19 protein-coding genes are annotated in these 19,777 nt (G+C 36.0%); 12 read left to right on the top strand and 7 right to left on the bottom strand.

Annotated elements, in window-relative coordinates:
- Positions 1-53 precede the first annotated feature (53 nt).
- The 5 genes from H6W52_RS08910 to H6W52_RS08890 form a co-directional block, all read right to left on the bottom strand.
- Complete coding sequence (locus H6W52_RS08910; RefSeq protein ID WP_116099663.1) at positions 54-920, bottom strand: polysaccharide deacetylase family protein; 867 nt, start codon at positions 918-920, stop codon at positions 54-56.
- A gap of 117 nt (positions 921-1,037) precedes the next feature.
- Positions 1,038-1,766, bottom strand: coding sequence for a DUF72 domain-containing protein (locus H6W52_RS08905; RefSeq protein WP_185216649.1), 729 nt, complete (start codon positions 1,764-1,766; stop codon positions 1,038-1,040).
- Between the two features lie 239 nt (positions 1,767-2,005).
- Positions 2,006-4,846 (bottom strand): heavy metal translocating P-type ATPase, encoded by a 2,841-nt coding sequence (locus H6W52_RS08900; protein ID WP_116099738.1) that lies wholly within the window; start codon positions 4,844-4,846, stop codon positions 2,006-2,008.
- 196 nt (positions 4,847-5,042) lie between these two features.
- Positions 5,043-5,603: a helix-turn-helix domain-containing protein gene (locus tag H6W52_RS08895; RefSeq protein WP_185216647.1), complete on the bottom strand. Its 561-nt coding sequence runs from the start codon at positions 5,601-5,603 to the stop codon at positions 5,043-5,045.
- Positions 5,600-6,001 (bottom strand): acyl-CoA thioesterase, encoded by a 402-nt coding sequence (locus H6W52_RS08890; RefSeq protein ID WP_116099736.1) that lies wholly within the window; start codon positions 5,999-6,001, stop codon positions 5,600-5,602. The genes H6W52_RS08895 and H6W52_RS08890 overlap by 4 nt, the downstream gene beginning before the upstream one ends.
- 429 nt (positions 6,002-6,430) lie before the next feature.
- Here H6W52_RS08890 and H6W52_RS08885 point away from each other — a divergent pair, with 429 nt between their 5' ends.
- Positions 6,431-6,835 (top strand): RNA recognition motif domain-containing protein, encoded by a 405-nt coding sequence (locus H6W52_RS08885; protein WP_087709965.1) that lies wholly within the window; start codon positions 6,431-6,433, stop codon positions 6,833-6,835.
- 54 nt (positions 6,836-6,889) lie between these two features.
- Here H6W52_RS08885 and H6W52_RS08880 read toward each other — a convergent pair whose 3' ends face one another.
- The gene (locus H6W52_RS08880) at positions 6,890-7,378 is read right to left on the bottom strand and encodes a BlaI/MecI/CopY family transcriptional regulator (RefSeq protein ID WP_076390344.1); all 489 of its coding nucleotides are present in this window, start codon (positions 7,376-7,378) and stop codon (positions 6,890-6,892) included.
- 8 nt (positions 7,379-7,386) lie between these two features.
- Complete coding sequence (locus H6W52_RS08875; protein WP_116099735.1) at positions 7,387-7,989, bottom strand: phosphatase PAP2 family protein; 603 nt, start codon at positions 7,987-7,989, stop codon at positions 7,387-7,389.
- Positions 7,990-8,116: 127 nt separating this feature from the next.
- Here H6W52_RS08875 and pdhA point away from each other — a divergent pair, with 127 nt between their 5' ends.
- The 11 genes from pdhA (at position 8,117) to H6W52_RS08820 (ending at position 19,770) form a co-directional block, all read left to right on the top strand.
- Positions 8,117-9,118, top strand: a complete 1,002-nt coding sequence (pdhA, locus tag H6W52_RS08870) for a pyruvate dehydrogenase (acetyl-transferring) E1 component subunit alpha (protein ID WP_076390342.1) — start codon at positions 8,117-8,119, stop codon at positions 9,116-9,118.
- A 108-nt stretch (positions 9,119-9,226) separates the two neighbouring features.
- Positions 9,227-10,846: a pyruvate dehydrogenase complex dihydrolipoamide acetyltransferase gene (locus H6W52_RS08865; protein WP_116099734.1), complete on the top strand. Its 1,620-nt coding sequence runs from the start codon at positions 9,227-9,229 to the stop codon at positions 10,844-10,846.
- A 141-nt stretch (positions 10,847-10,987) separates the two neighbouring features.
- Positions 10,988-11,977 (top strand): bile acid:sodium symporter, encoded by a 990-nt coding sequence (locus H6W52_RS08860; RefSeq protein ID WP_228457554.1) that lies wholly within the window; start codon positions 10,988-10,990, stop codon positions 11,975-11,977.
- A 60-nt stretch (positions 11,978-12,037) separates the two neighbouring features.
- Positions 12,038-12,706, top strand: coding sequence for an ABC transporter ATP-binding protein (locus H6W52_RS08855; protein ID WP_087709976.1), 669 nt, complete (start codon positions 12,038-12,040; stop codon positions 12,704-12,706).
- Between the two features lie 11 nt (positions 12,707-12,717).
- The gene (locus H6W52_RS08850) at positions 12,718-13,299 is read left to right on the top strand and encodes a murein L,D-transpeptidase catalytic domain-containing protein (RefSeq protein WP_116099732.1); all 582 of its coding nucleotides are present in this window, start codon (positions 12,718-12,720) and stop codon (positions 13,297-13,299) included.
- Positions 13,300-13,321: 22 nt separating this feature from the next.
- Positions 13,322-13,999, top strand: a complete 678-nt coding sequence (gene radC, locus H6W52_RS08845; protein ID WP_116099731.1) for a RadC family protein — start codon at positions 13,322-13,324, stop codon at positions 13,997-13,999.
- The gene (locus tag H6W52_RS08840) at positions 13,996-14,862 is read left to right on the top strand and encodes a hypothetical protein (protein WP_116099730.1); all 867 of its coding nucleotides are present in this window, start codon (positions 13,996-13,998) and stop codon (positions 14,860-14,862) included. The genes radC and H6W52_RS08840 overlap by 4 nt, the downstream gene beginning before the upstream one ends.
- Before the next feature lie 77 nt (positions 14,863-14,939).
- Positions 14,940-15,452: a hypothetical protein gene (locus H6W52_RS08835; RefSeq protein ID WP_116099729.1), complete on the top strand. Its 513-nt coding sequence runs from the start codon at positions 14,940-14,942 to the stop codon at positions 15,450-15,452.
- A 22-nt stretch (positions 15,453-15,474) separates the two neighbouring features.
- The gene (locus tag H6W52_RS08830; protein WP_116099728.1) at positions 15,475-16,086 is read left to right on the top strand and encodes an inorganic pyrophosphatase; all 612 of its coding nucleotides are present in this window, start codon (positions 15,475-15,477) and stop codon (positions 16,084-16,086) included.
- A 560-nt stretch (positions 16,087-16,646) separates the two neighbouring features.
- Positions 16,647-19,373 (top strand): sodium-translocating pyrophosphatase, encoded by a 2,727-nt coding sequence (locus tag H6W52_RS08825; RefSeq protein ID WP_116099726.1) that lies wholly within the window; start codon positions 16,647-16,649, stop codon positions 19,371-19,373.
- Positions 19,374-19,452: 79 nt separating this feature from the next.
- Positions 19,453-19,770 (top strand): hypothetical protein, encoded by a 318-nt coding sequence (locus H6W52_RS08820; RefSeq protein ID WP_116099725.1) that lies wholly within the window; start codon positions 19,453-19,455, stop codon positions 19,768-19,770.
- Positions 19,771-19,777 lie beyond the last annotated feature (7 nt).

Genomic DNA, 19,777 nt, shown 5'->3' with positions numbered 1-19,777 from the left:
AGGAGCGACCTTATAATTGTGTTTCAATGTTTATCGGACAAGGATGATTAAATTTAATTCAAAACCTCATTAATTTTAGGATATTCCGAGATTTTTCTGAAAACAAAACGGTTGCTTTTCTGAAGTTTTTCAATAAAAAGATCGAGTTCATTTATGGAATCTGCATCGGTTAAATACTGGTCATGCGTAAGAAAAACCAGATGTCTTGAAGTTTTTTCAAGGTCATTAAAGAAAATACTGTCCACTTTTTTCAGCATTTCTTCATGTTTTCCCTTTAATGCCATTTTATTGGTCGGTTTCCACTCAAGATCCCAACCGATTACTTTGTAACCTGCCTGTTTTAGCTTATCTGCGGCTTCCGTTGAACTTTTAAGGTCGGTCACGGTAATGTTATTCAGTCTCCAGATGTTTCTTCCGGGAGTTCTCGCAATTTTATCATACAGTTTAAGGCTGTCTTTTGCGGCATTAAAATCTTCAACAACGCCCGCCGGATTTTTGTAAAAATCGGTGTATTTGTTGTGCGCGTGCGTGAAACTGTGATTCGCAAGTTCTATTAAATGATCTTTTCTTAACAGTTCCAGATCTTCCTGCTGCTTTTTGCTTCCATAAGCGTGTTTGCCTACAAGAAATGCGGTGGCGCAGATGTTTCTTTTGTGTAAAATTTTCAGGAGATTTTCGGTTCCGCGATTCGGACCGTCATCGAAGGTCAGATAAATTACTCTTTTATCTGAAGGAACATTTTCATCATCAAGTTTGGGAACAATTTTTGCGACGGGATGGTCTTTCGGAATCAGTTTTTCAGATTCTTTCTTGTCTTTTTTTTGATTACAGCTGTTGAATAAGATTGAAGTTGCACTCACCAATGCAAACATCCCGAGAAAAGTCTTGTTTCTAGACTTTTCCGCAAAAGTTTTTGTCATAAAATTTAATGGAATTTTGTTGTTAAAAATTGTTAATTTTTCCAAATTATTCTTAACAAAAATTACGCCAAATTTCACTTAATTTTGACTTTTTAAGTTTATTTTAATAAAATATTTTTAGTCCAAAATTTTCTTTAAATACAGTGAATTTTTAATGGCAGCATTTCCCCATGTGTTATTGAAAAAGATAAATGATTTATGTTGTAAATTTTTAATCTTTTTGGCTAGATTTTCAAGGAATTCATTGCTGTATTCAGATTTGTAAAGCACAGGTTTTCCGTGAAGCCGATAATATAAAACTTCAGAATCATTGATAATGACATCTTCCGGTAGATTTCCGGGAAAACTGATACCGGAAAAAATGACCTTATTTTCTGCCAAAATTTTAAATACCGCTTCATTCCACCACGATTCGTGACGGAATTCAATGACATTCAGATAATTGAAATTAAGATTATTGAGGATTAAATCAATATTTTCCTGAGTATTTTTAAAAGATGGAGGAAACTGATACAGAAATCCGGAAAGTTTTTCCTTCAAATGAGATTCAATATGATAACAGAATTCTGAAATTTCTTCTTTGCATTCTCTCAGTCGCTTTTCATGGGAAATGGCTTTCGGGATTTTAATGAAAAATTTAAAATCATCGGGCGTTTCGTCATACCATTTCAACAACGTTTTTGCAGTAGGTTTTCTGTAAAAAGTAGAATTGATTTCCACACAGTTAAACTCCTTTGAATAAAGGATTAGAAAGTCTTTACTTTTCGCGTCTTCAGGATAGAATGAACCCTTCCAATCGTTATTGTAGAATCCCGAACAGCCGATGTATAGATCTTCTTTTTTCATATTGTTACTTTTTGCTTTCGCAGATTTGGGAGATAATTGTACTGTTATTATTTACGTTTATTAATAAGCCTGTTTTAAACAAATTCAGAATTAACCGCAAAAGTTGTAAAAGACATTCATACAGCGATTATCAGAATTTTTAAAGTTCTCAAAAGAATAAAAATCAAAGATTTTTAAAAACTATTGTAGTTTTTTTATTGATAATCAGCGACTTTAGTCTCCAAATTTGCGAGAAAAATTTATTCAATATCCAGATCCACCGAATTCAGTCGCAAAGAGTTTAAAATTACAGAAAGAGAACTAAAACTCATCGCCGCGGCTGCAATCATTGGAGATAACAAAATTCCAAAAAACGGATACAATAATCCTGCCGCAACGGGAACTCCCAAAACATTGTATATAAAAGCGAAAAAAAGATTCTCTTTAATGTTTTTCAGCAATTTTTCACTTAACAGTTTTGCTTTTGCAACGCCTAAAATATCTCCTTTCAGCAAAGTAATTTCTGCACTTTCGATGGCAACATCGGTTCCTGTTCCCATCGCAATTCCTATATTTGCCTGAGCTAAAGCGGGAGAGTCGTTGATTCCGTCGCCGGTCATTGCAACAATTTTCCCTTGTTTCTGAAATTTTTTTACTTCGTTTAATTTATCTTCAGGAAGACAGTTTGCTTTAAAATGTCGGATTCCCAACTCGTCCGCAACTGCTTTTGCCGTGTTTTCGTTGTCTCCGGTCATCATAATGATGTCAATTCCCTCACTCAATAACTGCTGAACCGCTTTTTTAGAACTTTCTTTAATTTTATCGGTAAAACTGATGAATCCTAAAACTTCGTTTTCCTGAGCGACATAAGAAATGGTGTGCGCTTTTAACTGAACTTCTTCCGCCTTTTGTTTGATATTTTGAGGAAGAGAAATCTGATGTGAGGTTAAAAGACCTTCGTTTCCAAGGAAAATTGTTTTTCCGTTGATGTTTCCTTTGATTCCTTTTCCGGAAATATTTTCAAATTGTTCTACTTTTTCAGGAGTTATACTTTCAGCTTTTGCCTTTTTAATCACTGCATTTGAAAGCGGATGTTCTGAATTCTGATTTAATGAATAGGCTAATTTTAAAATGAATTTTTCGTCTTTATCAACTGTTTCAATATGTTCTAAGGATGGTTTTCCTTCGGTTAAAGTTCCTGTTTTATCGGTAATCAGCACATTTACCTTATTCATCTGTTCAAGGGCTTCAGCGTTTTTAATTAAGATACCGTTTTTTGCGCCTTTCCCGATTCCTACCATCAAAGACATTGGTGTTGCCAAACCTAAAGCGCAAGGACAGGCTACAATTAAAACAGCAACCGCATTGACGAATGCAAACAGCGTTTTCTGACCTTCCGGACCGAAAATTTGCCACAGAATAAAGGTTAAAACGGCTATTAAAATGACAGCAGGAACAAATATTTTAGAAACTTTATCCGTGAGTTTCTGAATCGGGGCTTTGCTTCGGCTCGCTTCGTTCACCATTTTAATAATTTGGGAAAGCAGGGTTTCATTGCCTACTTTTTCCGCTTTCATGATGAAAACCTGATTTCCGTTGATGGTTCCTGAAGAAACTTTATCATCAACGTTTTTCTCAACAGGAATCGGCTCTCCTGTAATCATACTTTCATCAACTACAGAACTTCCTTCCGTTATTTTTCCGTCCACCGGAATTTTCTCCCCCGGTTTTACTTTTAATAAATCGCCGATTTTAACCTGTGAAAGAAGTATTTTTTTCTCTTCTCCGTTAACGATAAGATTGGCTTCATCGGGAGATAAATTCATCAGTTCACGGATGGCATTTCCTGTTTTTTTGTGCGCCGCAGCTTCCATTAGCTGTCCCAAAATAACCAGCGTTAAAATAACACAGACCGCTTCAAAATATAAAGGAATTTCATGATGGCTGCCACGAATTTCATGCGGAATTATATCAGGGAAAATTAAGGCGACAATACTGAAAATAAATGCGGCTGCAACTCCCAGAACAATCAGGCTGAACATATTTAAGTTCCCTGTTTTGAAAGAAACAAATCCTCTTTTCATTAAAAACCAACCTGAATACAATATGACAGGAAGCGTTAAAATCAATTCAAAAATTCCCTGAATTTGATGGGAAAAAGGAAAATCAAAAAACATTCCGCCCATCGAAAGAATGAAAACAGGAATGGTAAAAGCCAGTGAAATGATGAACTTATTTTTTAAGATGTTGTAGGTTTCATCTTCTTCTTCGTTTTTGTCGGGCATTCTTACGAGATCCATTCCGCAGATGGGGCAGTCTCCTGGCTCATCACGAATGATTTCAGGATGCATCGGACAGGTGTATTTTGCCGCTTTTTTCTCAGGATGTTTTACGAGATCCATTCCGCAAACGGGACATCCGACATTGCTGTCGTAGACTTTATCGCCTTCGCAATACATCGGACAATAGTATTTTCCAGCCATTGCATCGGTTACTTTCGGTGCTTCTTGATGATGGGGGTGATCGTGAGAATGTTGATGCGAATTTGAAATGGAATTTTTAACTAAATCTTCTGTAATTTCTTCCAGATGCATATTGCAAATAGGGCAATCTCCTTTTTCGGGATAAATTTTATCACTTTCGCAGAACATCGGGCAATAATATTCTCCGATATTGTCTTTGAAATTTTCAGACAAATTTGTTTGGGAATAAGCAGGTTTAAAATTCGGATCTTTGGCATGTTTTTCCTCAATGGGAACCAGATACATATTGCAGACAGGACATCTTTTGCCCTGCTGAAAATAAACTTTTTCTCCTTCGCATTCCATTGGGCAATAGTAAACCGAAGACGGAGAAACTCTGTCCTGTGGTTTAATGAAGGTTTTTTCAGGATTGTCCGGATCTTCCAGTTTGTAGTTGCCGATTTCTTCGAGTGCTTTATTTAAAGTATTGATTTCAAATTCTTTGTCGGAGATAATGGTTGCCGTATTGTTTTCGAGATTTATATCAGCTTTTATGTTTTCTAAACTGTTCAGCTTTTCAGAAATCTTTTTCTGACATCCGGAACAGGTCATTCCGAGAATTTTATATTGCTTTTCCATGATCCTTCTGATTTATGGTACAAATTTCTAAAAAGCAATCGGAAGCCTGTTATAATTTTAAGGATAATGTTTACAGAATTCTGTTTTATGAGTGGGAGGGTTTTTGTGTTTGAGGGTATTAGAGTTTTAGTGTAGAAGTGAAAATCCAAACGATTTTAAACCCAAAAAAAACTCTCCAATTCTCAAACGCTCCAACTTAAATCTGATCTAGCGGTTTTCTGTTGTGAATTTTCAGTTTTTTAAATTCAGTAGGAGTGAAGCCGGTGCTGTTTCGGAACTGGGAAGATAAATGCTGAACACTTTTATAGCCGAGTTTTCCCGCGATTTCTGTTAAAGTAAATTCATTATATAAAAGAAGTTCTTTTACTTTTTCAATTTTTTGAAGAATGAAAAACTGTTCAAGCGTGATGTTTTCGTTCTGAGAGAAGGTTTTTGAAAGAGAACTGTACTCTTTATGCAGTCTGTGGGTTAAAAATTCAGACAAAAGAAAACTTTCAGCGATATCCAGTTCGCTGATTTTTACAATAATTAAATTTTTAATTTTCTCAATTAACTGATGGGCAGAATCTTTTATTCTTTCGAAGCCTGTTTTTAGGAGAAGATTTTCGATCCTTTCCATATCATGAACTGAAATGTCTTGCTGGGTTTCCACTTCTCCGAGAGTGATTGATGTTAAGGGAATACCTGCTTCAACAAATATAGCTTCCACAGCAGAAATGCATCTGCCGCAGACCATATTTTTTATGAAAATTTTCATAAGGAGTTCTGGTTGTTCAATCTGTCTTTCACAAATTCCACTTTCGTTTTTCCGTGAGGAGCAGGATTTCCGTTTTCGTCGAGATTTACCATCACGATTCTGTCGACGGTGATGATGGTTTGATGGGTCATTTTGTTTCGCACTTCACATCTTAAAGTAAGGGAAGTTGAGCCGAACGCCGAAACTTCGATCCCGATTTCAATGATATCGCCCTGTTTTGCGGAGCTTACGAAATTGATTTCTGAGATAAATTTGGTGACTACTTTTTTGTTTTCAAGCTGAATAACTGCATACAACGCAGCTTCTTCATCGATCCATTGTAACAGCCTTCCTCCGAAAAGAGACTGATTGGGATTAAGGTCTTCGGGTTTTACCCATTTTCTTGTGTGATAGTTCATATCTGAAATTTTACTGCACAAATTTAGCTTTTATAACCGGCTTTGTCAAAAGATTTAGATTCAGTAATCCGAAAAGAAATATTTATATTCTCAATTATTTCTTTGGGAGCGTATGGTTTTTACTTTTAAGATTCATGTTTTGGATTTAAATTTATCCAAAGTAAGAGGTCACGGTGTTCCGTTATTTTGTAGATGTCACTCTTTTTAATGATTATTCATAAATATTTCATGATAAATTAATACTTTTTAACGAAATAATATTTTGATTGAAAAATTTATTGAAATAATTTCAAAAAAAGCTTTGATATGAAATTAATAATCGTATCTTGCACCTGTATTATATCTGGAATCAATATTTGTTCATTCTTTATGTTGTTTTTCTTTTATAAACCAAATCATTTTTAACTTATTTTAATTTTATTAATCAAGATGAACATTTTTGTTTCAAACATCAACTACGCAACTAAAGATTATGAGTTGCAGGATTTATTTTCAGAATTTGGAGAAGTTTCTTCTGTAAAAATCATTACAGATAAAGAAACTGGTCGTTCTAGAGGTTTCGGATTTGTCGAAATGGAGGACGCAGAAGGACAACAGGCTATTGAAGCTCTTAACCAGAAAGAATTCAACGGAAAAGAACTTAACGTTTCGGAAGCTAAACCAAGAGAAGAAAAGCCAAGAAGAACTTTCAACAGCAATGGTGGAGGTAATAGAGGTGGCGGTTACGGAGGTAACAACAGAGGTGGCGGTGGCTACGGTGGCGGTAACAGAAGCGGTGGCGGTGGCTACGGTGGAGGAGATCGCGGCGGAAACGGCGGTGGAAAACGTTGGTAAAAAATATAAGCGGTTCTTTTGGAACCGCTTTTTTTATGAAGTTTTTTAAGGAAATTATTCTTTTTCCTTCTTTTTTTTCTTTTTCCTGTCTTTGTCTTTTTCCTTATCCTTGTTTTTCTTTTTCTCCTTTTTAGGGTTCAGAATTTCGTTGGCATACTCAAATTCTTCTTTTACTTTCAGAGGTTTTATTTCTATTGCAGGATTAAGTTCCTTCAGATCTTCCTGAGAAATTAATTTTTCCTGAAGCAGAAGATTTAAAATTTCCTTACCCGAATTGTCAAAAAAATGCTGTGAAAGTTCTTTTAATAAAAATTTCCGGTATTCTTCCAAAGGTACAATCACGGAGTATTTAAAGATCCTTCCTTCCTTTTCCGTAGAAAGATATCCTTTTTCAACCAATATTTTAAGGTAAGTGGAAACGGTATTCTGATGGGGTTTGGGTTCAGGATGCTGTTCCATAATATCCTTTAAATAAAATGATTCCAGCTTCCAGAACAGCTTCATTAAATTTTCTTCCGCAGATGTAAGATGATTGATTTTCATATAAATTCTTAATGTTGAAACTGAATATGGCAATAAAGGTAAAGAAAAGATACTATAAAAGCAATTCCGGCTCCCATGAACACTTCTTTTGGGGTATGTCGTTTTAGAATAATTCTTGTAATTCCTACGAGTATCGCAATGCCTAACCAGATGATTCCCATTATGGTATTCAGCGCAAAAAATAAAGCAGCTACAAATATATTAAATGCAGTATGCATCGAACTTTTGATGAAATAATTGCTGATCTGCAATGCAAAAAGCAATATCAGAATAAAGAGCATTACAAAATCGATCTGTCCGTTTCTGAAATAATTAAAGCCGATATAGGATATTACAGAAGCTGCAATAAAAATATATAAAGTTTTTCGCTGTACCCTGTTGGATACATCCATATTGGTATATCTTCCCGTTTTTACATTCCAGACCAGCCAGATAATGACAGGAGCAATTACTATTATTAATATAGGAAGAAATGAGGTAATGGCTTCTTTCAGAGAGTATTTCAGAAAACTCATGTAAACGAAAAATATAAACAGAGAGAGCAGAGGATTGAAAAAATCGGATATAATTCTTGATATTTTATGCAATAATGAAGGCTGTTTTTCTTCCATATAAAGGTTTAATGATGTAAATATAATACTATAACCAAAAAAACAATAGGTAGGTATACAATAAAAATGAAGTTTTTTTTATAATTTTGCTCAACTATTTCATAATAAATAAGCAAGAGCTCAACACATGAAAGAATTTTCTAAAGAGGTATACCTGAAGTGGTATGAAGATATGACAATGTGGAGAAGGTTTGAAGACAAATGCCGTTCTCTTTATCTAAAACAAAAAATCAGAGGTTTTTTACATTTGTACAACGGTCAGGAAGCAATCCCTGCAGGTTTTACGCATGCAATGGATTTAACTAAAGATAGTATGATCACTGCTTACAGATGCCACATCCATCCGATGGCGATGGGAGTAGATCCAAAAAGAATCATGGCAGAACTTTGTGGTAAAGCTACAGGTACTTCCGGAGGTATGGGCGGATCTATGCACATTTTCAGCAAAGAGCACAGATTTTACGGTGGTCACGGTATTGTAGGAGGTCAGATTCCTTTGGGAGCAGGTATTGCTTTTGCAGACAAATACTTCGACAGAAAAGCGGTAAATATCTGTTTCTTCGGAGACGGAGCGGCTAGACAGGGTTCATTACATGAAACGTTTAACATGGCGATGAACTGGAAGCTTCCTGTAATTTTTGTTGTAGAGAACAACCAGTATGCAATGGGAACTTCTGTTAAAAGAACAGCCAACCACGAAGATATCTATAAATTAGGTTTAGGATACGAAATGCCTTGTCTTGCAGTAGATGCAATGGATCCTGAAAAAGTCGCTGAAGCAGCTTATGAAGCAATTGAAAGAGCAAGAAGAGGAGACGGACCTACTTTTATTGAAGCAAGAACTTACCGTTACAGAGGACACTCTATGTCTGATGCAGAACCATACAGATCTAAAGATGAAGTTGCGCTTCACAAAAATGATGATCCTATCGAGCTTATCAAACAAAGAATTTTGGCTAACAGCTGGGCAACAGAAGAGGAATTGGAAGCGATGGATAACAAATCCAGAGATTTCGTGGAAGAGTGCATAGAATTCATGGAAAATTCTCCTTATCCGGATGCGGAAAAAATCTACGAGTATGTATATGCTCAGGAAGACTATCCATTCTTAGACAAATTAGAAAACTAAAAGATAATAAATCGGTTTGAAAGTTTGAAAATTTGAAAATGATTTATTATCATATCTTTTTTAATTTTCAAATTCATAGAATCCCAAATTTTCAAATTATAAAAAATTATGGCAGAAGTTATTACAATGCCGCGTCTTTCCGATACAATGACGGAAGGAAAAGTGGCAAAATGGCATAAAAAAGTAGGTGATAAAGTAAAGGAAGGCGATATCTTAGCTGAAATTGAAACAGATAAAGCGGTTCAGGATTTTGAATCTGAAATGGAAGGAACTCTTTTATATGTTGGTGTGGAAGAAGGTAATGCAGCAGCGGTAGATTCTGTTCTGGCAATTATCGGTAATGAAGGAGAAGATATTTCAGGACTTACTGGCGGTGCAGCAGCTACGGCTCAAGGTGATTCCGAAGAGAAAAAAACAGAAGAAGAATCTAAAACTGAAAACAGTTCTCCCAGTGTGGAACAGACTTCTGCGGAAGTTCCTGCAGGGGTGGAAGTAATTACCATGCCAAGACTTTCAGATACAATGACGGAAGGTAAGGTTGCGAAATGGCACAAAAACGTTGGAGATACCGTAAAAGAAGGTGATCTTCTTGCTGAAATTGAAACAGATAAAGCCGTTCAGGATTTCGAATCTGAATTCAATGGAGTGTTGTTGAAGCAGGGCGTTGAAGAAGGAGGAGCTGCTCCGGTAGATTCGGTTTTGGCAATTATAGGACCAGAAGGAACAGATGTTTCAGGAGTTGGCGCTCCGAAAGCGGCTGCTTCATCATCAGAAAAACCTGCTGAACAAAAAACTGAGGCTAAAGCAGAAGAAAAGGCTGCTCCGGCTGCGGATCATTCATCTACAGACAGGGTTGCCATTTCTCCGTTAGCGAAAAAAATGGCTCAAGATAAAGGCGTAGACATCAACAGTATTCAGGGTTCCGGAGAAAACGGAAGAATCGTTAAAAAAGATATTGAAAATTATCAGCCTTCTGCGGCTAAACCAGCGGCTTCAGCTCCATCTGCAAGTCCTGCGGCGGCTCAGGTTGCATTAAGCTTCGTACAAGGTGAAGATACAGAAACTCCGAACTCACAGGTAAGAAACGTAATTGCAAAACGTCTTTCTGAAAGTAAATTCTCTGCGCCTCACTATTATCTGATGGTGGAAATCAATATGGATAAGGCGATCGAGGCAAGAAAAGAGATCAATTCTTTACCGGATACCAAAATTTCTTTCAACGATATGATTATTAAGGCGACTGCTGTTGCTTTAAGAAAACATCCGCAGGTAAATTCAAGCTGGGCGGGAGATAAGATCATTCACAGAGGAAACATTAACATTGGGGTAGCAGTTGCAATTCCGGACGGATTGGTAGTTCCTGTTCTTAAGAATACAGATCAGATGAATTACACGCAGATTTCTGCTGCTGTGAAAGATATGGCTTCAAGAGCGAAAAACAAAGGTCTTAAAGCTAATGAAATGGAAGGTTCTACCTTCTCTATCTCAAACTTAGGGATGTTCGGAATCGAAACATTTACAAGCATCATCAATCAGCCAAATGCTGCGATCCTTTCAGTAGGAGCCATCATCGAGAAACCTGTTGTGAAAAACGGACAAATCGTGGTTGGAAACATCATGAAGCTTTCATTAGCTTGTGATCACAGAGTAGTAGACGGTGCTACAGGAGCACAGTTCTTACAGACTTTAAAAACATATCTGGAAAGTCCTTTAACATTGTTACTGTAATTTTCTGTTTAGATATACAATTTAAAAAGGTTTACCGGAAGAAATTCGGTAGACCTTTTATGCTTTTAAGATAATTTTAAGGTGATTTTAATATGGTCACAAAGATTTTAGAATGATCCTTGCTACTTTTAAAAAATGAAATTGAGCAGAATAAAATTAGACAAACAAAATATTTTTCTTTTATTGCTGATCGTAATGGTTGCAGCAGGTAAACTGATTCCTTTCAGAAGCGAATACAATCAGTATTTTAATCTATCAGCATTTATAGACTGGGGAATTGCTGCAATCTTTCTTCTGTATGGATTAAAGCTGAATATCAAAGAAATCATCAAAGATATTTCCAACTGGAAACTGCATCTTCTGGTGCAGGCAGGAACATTTATTATTTTTCCGCTGCTCGTCTTTTTGTTTTATGGTTTTGTAAAAGATACCGAATTTTTTGTGACGTGGCTTTCCATATTTTTTCTGGCAAGTCTGCCTTCTACAGTATCATCGTCCGTTGTAATGGTTTCTATCGCAAAAGGAAACATAACTTCGGCTATTTTCAATGCCTCCATTTCAGGAATCATTGGAATTGTCATGACTCCTTTACTGATGAGCTTTTTTATACAGCCCGATCAGGAAAATATTAATAACGCAGAAATTATCCAGCAGCTTTTACTTAAAGTTTTACTGCCGATTATTCTAGGATTAATTTTAAACCCGTTATTGAAAAACTGGGTGACAAAGTATGCGAAAATTATTGCGGAATTTGATAAAATGATCATTTTACTCATTGTCTACGAAAGTTTTTCTGAAGCTTTTTCACAAAACGTATTTGCTTCGGTTACTCCTTCTGTATTTCTTATTATTGCGCTCAGTGTCGTTTCTTTGTTTTTCTCGGTTTATGGAATTTTAAAACTGATTTCCCGAAAGCTTCATTTTAAAAGAGAAGATGTGATTACAGCCACTTTCTGCGGATCCAAAAAATCTCTGGTTCACGGAAGTCTTTTCATAATGGTTTTAGGAATTCCGGAAGATCAGAAAGTGCTTTTTCTGCTTCCTGTGATGATTTATCATAGTTTTCAGTTGTTTTACGTGAGCTGGCTTGCCAATAAAATTGAGAAAAAATATCGTTTGCAAAAAATATAATCCCTGTAAATTATATTTTTATTGCTTTTCAGATTTAAATCAATTCACTATTTTTGAATCATGATTAAAGCAAGGAATATCCATAAATTTTATGGGAATTTAGAAGTACTGAAAGGTGTTGATATTCATATCAAAACAGGAGAGGTGGTTTCAATTGTGGGAGAATCCGGAGCAGGAAAGTCTACACTTTTGCAGATTTTAGGAACACTGGATCAGCCAACGACTTCCAATAAATTTGATACGGAAATTGAAATTGCCGGAGAATCTTTCATCAATATGAATGATAAGCAGCTTTCTAAATTCAGAAATCAGAATATCGGTTTTGTATTTCAGTTCCATCAATTATTGCCGGAATTTACAGCTTTAGAAAATGTTCTGTTGCCGACAAAAATCGCAGGTGCCAACGAAAAAGAAGCTATAGAAAAAGCATATGCTCTGTTTGAAGACTTAAAAATTGAACAGCGACTGCATCATAAGCCCAATCAGCTTTCAGGTGGTGAAGCGCAAAGAGTAGCGGTGGCAAGAGCTTTAATCAACTCACCGAAAATCATTTTTGCAGATGAGCCTACCGGAAATTTAGATTCAAAAAATGCGGATGATCTTCACAGATTGTTTTTTGATCTGAGAGATAAATATAATCAGACTTTTGTGATCGTTACGCATAACCCGAATTTAGCAGAAATCACAGACCGAAAGCTCGTGATGAAAGACGGAATGATTATCGAATAAAACTTCCGCAAATGATGAAACCCTTTATTTTTTTATTTCTTTTCCTTATTTCGTACACCAAATTTGATTCTCAGGCTTCAAATACTGTTGAAGATTTGCCTAAATCTAAAATTTTGGAAGTAAAGAATTTTATTAAAGGAAAAAATTATAATCAGAACCTTGCTGTTTTTATTAATTTTAAAATTCATTCAGGGAAATACCGTTACTTTGTTTACGATTTGAAGAACAATAAAATCCTGCAGAAAGCAATTGTTGCTCATGGTGACGGATCTGTTGTAAAAAATTCCTCCATGTTGAAATTCAGTAATGTTGATGGTTCTCACCAATCTTCTTTAGGAAAATACGAAATTCGGGAAAGTTATTCCGGAAAATTCGGAAAAGCCTATCGACTGGATGGTCTGGACGAAACGAACAGCAATGCAAGAGCCAGAGCAATTGTACTGCATTCTTATTATTGTATTCCAGACAAAGAATCTGCAAATCCTGCCTGTTTAAGTTTTGGATGTCCTATGCTTTCTAAAAGTGCATTCAACGAAACTTCAAAATTTATTGACGGTTCAAATAAAACCATTATTTTGTATGCTTTTTACTAATTTTATTTTCAAAACTTAACAAATGCCTATTAAATTTCTTGCCGAAGACGACAGACCGAGAGAAAAATTTTTACGGAAAGGTAAAAGTTCGCTTTCTGATTCTGAACTGCTTGCCATTATTATGGGAAGCGGAAGCAGGGACGAAACGGCAATTGAACTGGCAAGAAAAATTTTAGCATCTGTTAATAACAACTGGCATCAGTTAAGCCTGTTGTCTTTAAAAGATTTAATGAAGTTTAAAGGAGTGGGAGTGGTAAAAGCTATTTCCATTATTACGGCTTTGGAGATCGGGAGAAGAAGAGCAAGTCAGGAAATTCCTGAGAAACCTGTGATTTCAGGAAGCGATGGAGCGTATCAGATTTTCAGAAATCATTTGTCGGATCTTCGGACTGAAGCATTTTGGGCAATTTTTCTGAATCAGAGCAACAGAGTCATTCATCTTGCTCAGCTTACACAGGGAGGAATTAATCAATCAATTGTGGATGTAAGAGTCTTGTTTAAAACAGCATTAGATCATTTTTCAACAGGAATTATCGTGGCACACAATCATCCTTCGGGAAATCTGAAGCCAAGCAGAGAAGATATAGAAATCACTCAAAAAATAAAGGAAGCAGGAAAAATGCTAGGAATTCAGCTCCTGGATCATCTTATTGTGACACAGAATTCATACTTTAGTTTCTCAGACGACGGATTATTATGATTAGAAGATTGAAATATAATGAAATAGATTTTGAGAAGTATTCTAAGTGTCTTGAAAATTCTGCACAGAAAAACTGGTACGCGAGAAAAGAAGTTTTAGATCAGCTTTCGGGAAACTGGCATATTTTGGTTTATAATGATTATGAAGCGGTGATGCCGGTTCCTTTAAAAAGAAAATTTGCTTTAAATTTAGTGGTTATGCCGCTTTTTTGTCAACAACTGGGTGTTTTTTCATCTAAAGATGATTTTAAAATTAATGATCAGTTCCTGAATTTTCTGAAAAACAGATATAACATATTTTCATACTCTTTCAATCATTATAATTCTTTTTCTCAGGATTTGGACAAAAAGAAAAATTACACAATCCAGATTTCAGATTATATACTTCTGAGAAGAAAAAAATATTTCAAAGGAAGAAAATCTACGGCAAAATGCGCTCAACACCTTATTTATAAAGAAATTGATATCAGCGAAGAAAGCTTTTCTTTCATGCAGAAAAACTTTAAAGGGCTTTCGAAAGACGGAGATGTAGAAAAATACAGAAAATACTTAAATTTTCTTTACACCAATAATTCTCTGAAGCTTTCAGGAGCCTATCTTGATGAAAAACTAATCAATATCGCAGTTTTGATTGACGAAAAAGATCAGCTTTCTTTGTTGGGACTTATTAACGATGAAGAGTATAAAGATGAAAACGGTCCTTCCTTTCTTATTGATAAAATTCTGAGTCTTCATATTCATGAAAAGAAATTTAATTTTATGGGGAGTAATATTCGTGGAATAGAGATTTTTTTCAAAAGTTTTGGCGCAGAACTTCAGGAATATCCTACTCTCGAAAATAAAATTCTAAAAAAGTTTTTTTAGATAAGATATTGGATTTTTTATTGTGGATTTTTCATGTATAGATTGAGAAAATATTACTAATTTTGCTACCTTAAATTATGACAAGTTTTTCAGGATATTTACCCTATGCTTTTGCATTAATTATTGCAATACCTTTTTTGGTTTTGCTGAGACAGTTTGTATTTACTTACATTAAACTTAAAGAACAGGAAATCAGATTACTTTCTGTAAAGTCCAATTCCGAAAACAAAACGCAGTCATACGAAAGAATGACGCTTTTTATGGAAAGATTAAAACCTTCCAATCTTATCCAGAGATTTGATAAAGGTCTTGCAGCCCATGAATTTATTTTCCTGACTGAAAAAGCGATCAATGAAGAATTCGATTACAACGCTTCACAGCAATTGTACATCACCAGAAATTCATGGAAAAACATTGTCGATTCCAAAAACGCAGTTGTAGAACTTCTCCACAGAACCTATGAAGGAATCAACGGAAACGCAAATCTTGATGAATTCAAAACTATTTTTCTGATGAACTATATGGAAGGAGAAGATTATATTTCTATGACCATTGAAGATTTAAGAAAAGAAATTTTAATAATAGCTTAACTAAAAAAATAAATTTTAAATAATGATTCCAAATTTTAAAGCACATCCATGGCACGGAATTTCTGCAGGAGAAGATGCGCCAAATGTTGTAAATGTTTTCGTGGAGATCGTTCCTTCAGACACTATTAAATACGAAGTAGATAAAGAAACAGGATTTTTAAAGGTAGACCGACCTCAGAAATTCTCAAATATTATTCCGGCATTATACGGTTTTGTTCCAAGAACCTATTGCGACAGAGCAGTAATGAATTTAGCGGTTGAAAGAGGCGCTACAGACGTTACGATGGGAGATCACGATCCGCTAGACATCTGCGTTTTAAGCTCTCACAACATTCACGCAGGAGGTTTGTTAATGGAAGCTATTCCCATCGGAGGTTTCAAAATGATCGATGGAGGTGAAGCAGACGATAAAATCGTAGCGGTAATGATCGGAGATCACGCATTCGGACATTTCAGAGATATTTCAGAACTGCCGGAAGCAGAAGTGAAACGATTAATGCACTACTTCCTTACTTACAAGAACTTACCAGATGAGCCTGCAAAATGCAGAATTCAGGAGGTTTACGGAGCAGAGCACGCTAAAAAAGTAATCAAAGCTTCTCAGGAAGATTATTCAAACAAATACGGAGGATAAATTCTCTTTATTTCGGATAAATTAAAGGATAGACGGTTTTCGTTTATCCTTTTTCTTTTTGATCGTTTTTTATTTTTACTGAAAATTCCGCAATCACTACTTTCGATAATAATAAAGAGAGTGATATTGTCAGTTTTTAATTTTTTTAGGAGCTGTTTCCTGCTTTCCACTGTATCTTTTTTGTTACGGGCTCCGCTTCTCTCCGCCCGCAACAAAAAAGGATGTCGTTTCAATCAGGGCTAATCATTATTACTTTTAGTGTAATACAAACCAAACCTCATAGGTTTTTAAAACCTATGAGGTTTCCGACAGCAACATTCCATACAGAACAAAAACTCCTCAACATCCTTTCAATTTAATTTACCCAAAACGTTTTGCTGCCAATTACTGAATGATAATTCCTTAGAGAAAACTTTCTTAAAAAAAACAAAATTCAATTTGCACAACACAACTCATTTAATCGTTTAACTCCTAATTTTGAAATACTTATAAATATTTTAACATAATCCATAGAAATTATTCGTTATATTTAATATCTATTACCAAAAAAATATTAAACTATGGATCTATTTGTGTTAGTACCAATTTTTGGTGTTGTTGCTTTACTGTATACTTTTTTTCAGAGTAACTGGGTGAGTAAGCAGGATGCCGGAAATGAAAAAATGAAAATTATCAGCGGACATATTGCTGACGGTGCAATGGCTTTCCTGAAAGCTGAGTACAAGATTTTAACCTATTTCGTAGTCGTGGTAGCGATTCTTTTAGCAGTGATGGGGATGAGCAACGCCAACTCTCACTGGAGTATCGGGATTGCCTTTGTAGTCGGAGCTATATTTTCCGCATCGGCAGGTTTTATTGGGATGAAAATCGCTACAAAAGCCAACGTAAGAACCGCACAGGCTGCCAAAACATCACTTTCAAAAGCTTTAAAGGTGTCTTTTACCGGAGGTTCCGTAATGGGAATGGGCGTTGCCGGTTTGGCTGTTTTGGGATTAGGAGCATTGTTCTTAATTATTAAACAGATTTTTGCACCGGATGCAACCGTAGATTCCCACGAAATGGAAAGAACGATTGAAATTCTTACAGGATTTTCTCTGGGAGCTGAATCTATCGCGCTTTTTGCAAGAGTAGGAGGCGGAATTTATACAAAAGCAGCAGATGTGGGCGCCGATTTAGTAGGCAAAGTAGAAGCCGGAATTCCTGAAGATGACCCACGAAATCCTGCAACCATCGCAGATAATGTAGGTGATAACGTAGGTGACGTTGCAGGAATGGGAGCCGATTTATTCGGTTCTTATGTAGCAACGGTTTTAGCAACCATGGTTTTAGGAAGAGAAACTATTTCTGAAGATTCTTTCGGAGGGTTTGCTCCTATACTTCTTCCCATGCTGATTGCCGGAACAGGAATTATTTTTTCAATAATAGGAACCCTGTTTGTAAGAATTAATGATAATGAAGACTCTTCCACTTCAAGCGTACAGAATGCTTTAAACCTTGGAAACTGGGGAAGCATTGTAATTACGGCAATAGCTTCTTATTTTTTGGTAAATTATATTCTGCCGGACAAGATGGTTCTCCGAGGACATGAATTCTCTAAAATGGGTGTTTTTGGGGCGATTATGGTAGGACTGGTTGTCGGTACTTTAATGAGCATCATCACAGAATATTATACCGCAATGGGTAAAAGACCGGTTTCGAGTATCGTAAGACAGTCTTCAACAGGTCATGCAACCAACATCATTGGCGGACTTTCTGTAGGGATGGAATCTACACTGCTTCCGATTATTGTTTTGGCAGGAGGAATTTATGGTTCATATCTTTGCGCCGGATTGTATGGTGTTGCAATTGCCGCCGCAGGAATGATGGCGACAACAGCTATGCAACTCGCTATTGACGCTTTCGGACCAATTGCAGACAACGCAGGAGGAATTGCCGAAATGAGCGAACTTCCAAAAGAAGTACGTGAAAAAACAGATATTTTGGATGCGGTAGGCAATACAACGGCAGCCACAGGAAAGGGTTTTGCTATCGCTTCTGCAGCTTTAACGGCTTTAGCTTTATTCGCGGCTTTTGTTGGGATTGCAGGAATCGACGGAATTGATATTTACAGAGCCGATGTTCTTGCCGGATTATTTGTCGGCGGAATGATTCCGTTTATCTTTTCATCATTGGCAATTACCGCAGTGGGACAGGCTGCAATGGCAATGGTAGAAGAAGTAAGAAGACAGTTCCGCGAAATTCCGGGAATTCTGGAAGGAAAAGCGCAACCGGAATACGAAAAATGTGTAGCTATTTCAACCGATGCTTCCATCAGAAAAATGATGCTTCCCGGAGCTATTGCCATCGTTTCCCCTTTGCTCATCGGGTTTATTTTCGGACCTGAAGTTTTGGGAGGTTTTCTTGCCGGAGCTACAGTAAGCGGTGTTTTAATGGGAATGTTCCAGAATAATGCAGGCGGATCTTGGGACAATGCTAAAAAATCTTTCGAAAAAGGAGTCGATATCAACGGAAAGACTTATTACAAAGGTTCTGAACCACATAAAGCTTCCGTAACGGGAGATACGGTAGGAGATCCGTTCAAAGATACTTCCGGTCCTTCGATGAACATTTTGATTAAACTGATGTCGATTGTTTCTCTGGTGATTGCTCCGACATTGGCTGTTTTACATAAAGATAAAATAGATGCCAACAGAAAAGCTAAAATTGAAGCTTTAACAGGAGTTTCAGCAGTTTCATTAACTAATCAGACAGGATCAACAGCCGTTGTTCCGCAGGAAATAAAAGGCTATGTTAATGAAAGCGGAGATTTTGTGTATGACACAGGAAATATTCAGGAGATAGAACTAAAAGGCGGAAAGAAAATAAAAATAGGAGAAGGAAGTCAGTTGTACCAAATGGTTAATTCAGTTAAGAATAAAGATCAGGGAGTTTTGGATCCGAATAAATGGTTTACGATAGAAAATCTTTACTTTGAGACAGGTTCCAGTGATTTAAAAGCGGGTTCTGAAGTACAGTTATTAAATTTAGTTGAAATTATGAATGCCTATCCAACTTTAAAAATTAAATTGGGAGGCTATACCGATAATTCAGGAAATGAAGAAAGCAATCAGAAACTTTCCAATCTGAGAGCTCAGACTGCAAAACTGAAACTGCTTGAATTGGGAATTTCCGGAGACAGGGTAGAAGCAGAAGGATACGGTTCTCAGCATCCTGTTTGCGCAGCCAACGATACGGACGAATGTATGGCAAAAAACAGAAGAATTGATGTGAGAGTATTGTCTCTTTAGGATAGGTTTAACATAATAAAATTTTTTCTTGCGATATACATTACAATATTATATTTGTATTAGATTTAAAAAAATTCAAATGAAAAAATTAATTTTGATTGCGACTTTAGGGGTTGCAGGTTTTGCAAGTGCAAGTAATGGTATCGTAAAAAATGTTAAAGCTATCGAAAATGTTGTTTTACAAGATGATGATAAGGATGCTAATAATAAAAAGTTAATGTGTAGAACTACATCTAATTTTATGCCGTGTAATGGAGGATCTTTATTAGATGATACGACTTGTGGAGAAACTATGGAACAAATTCAAGAGTGCGAATATCATAATTATTGGCTATTAGTAGAATTTCATTGTGGATCACTTATGGCTAATCTATACAAATCATTATCTTTAGATTAATAATTAA

The sequence above is a fragment of the Chryseobacterium sp. C2(2020) genome, assembly GCF_014218915.1.
GTDB lineage: Bacteria > Bacteroidota > Bacteroidia > Flavobacteriales > Weeksellaceae > Chryseobacterium > Chryseobacterium mucoviscidosis.
This window is presented reverse-complemented; position numbering and strand designations above follow the sequence as displayed.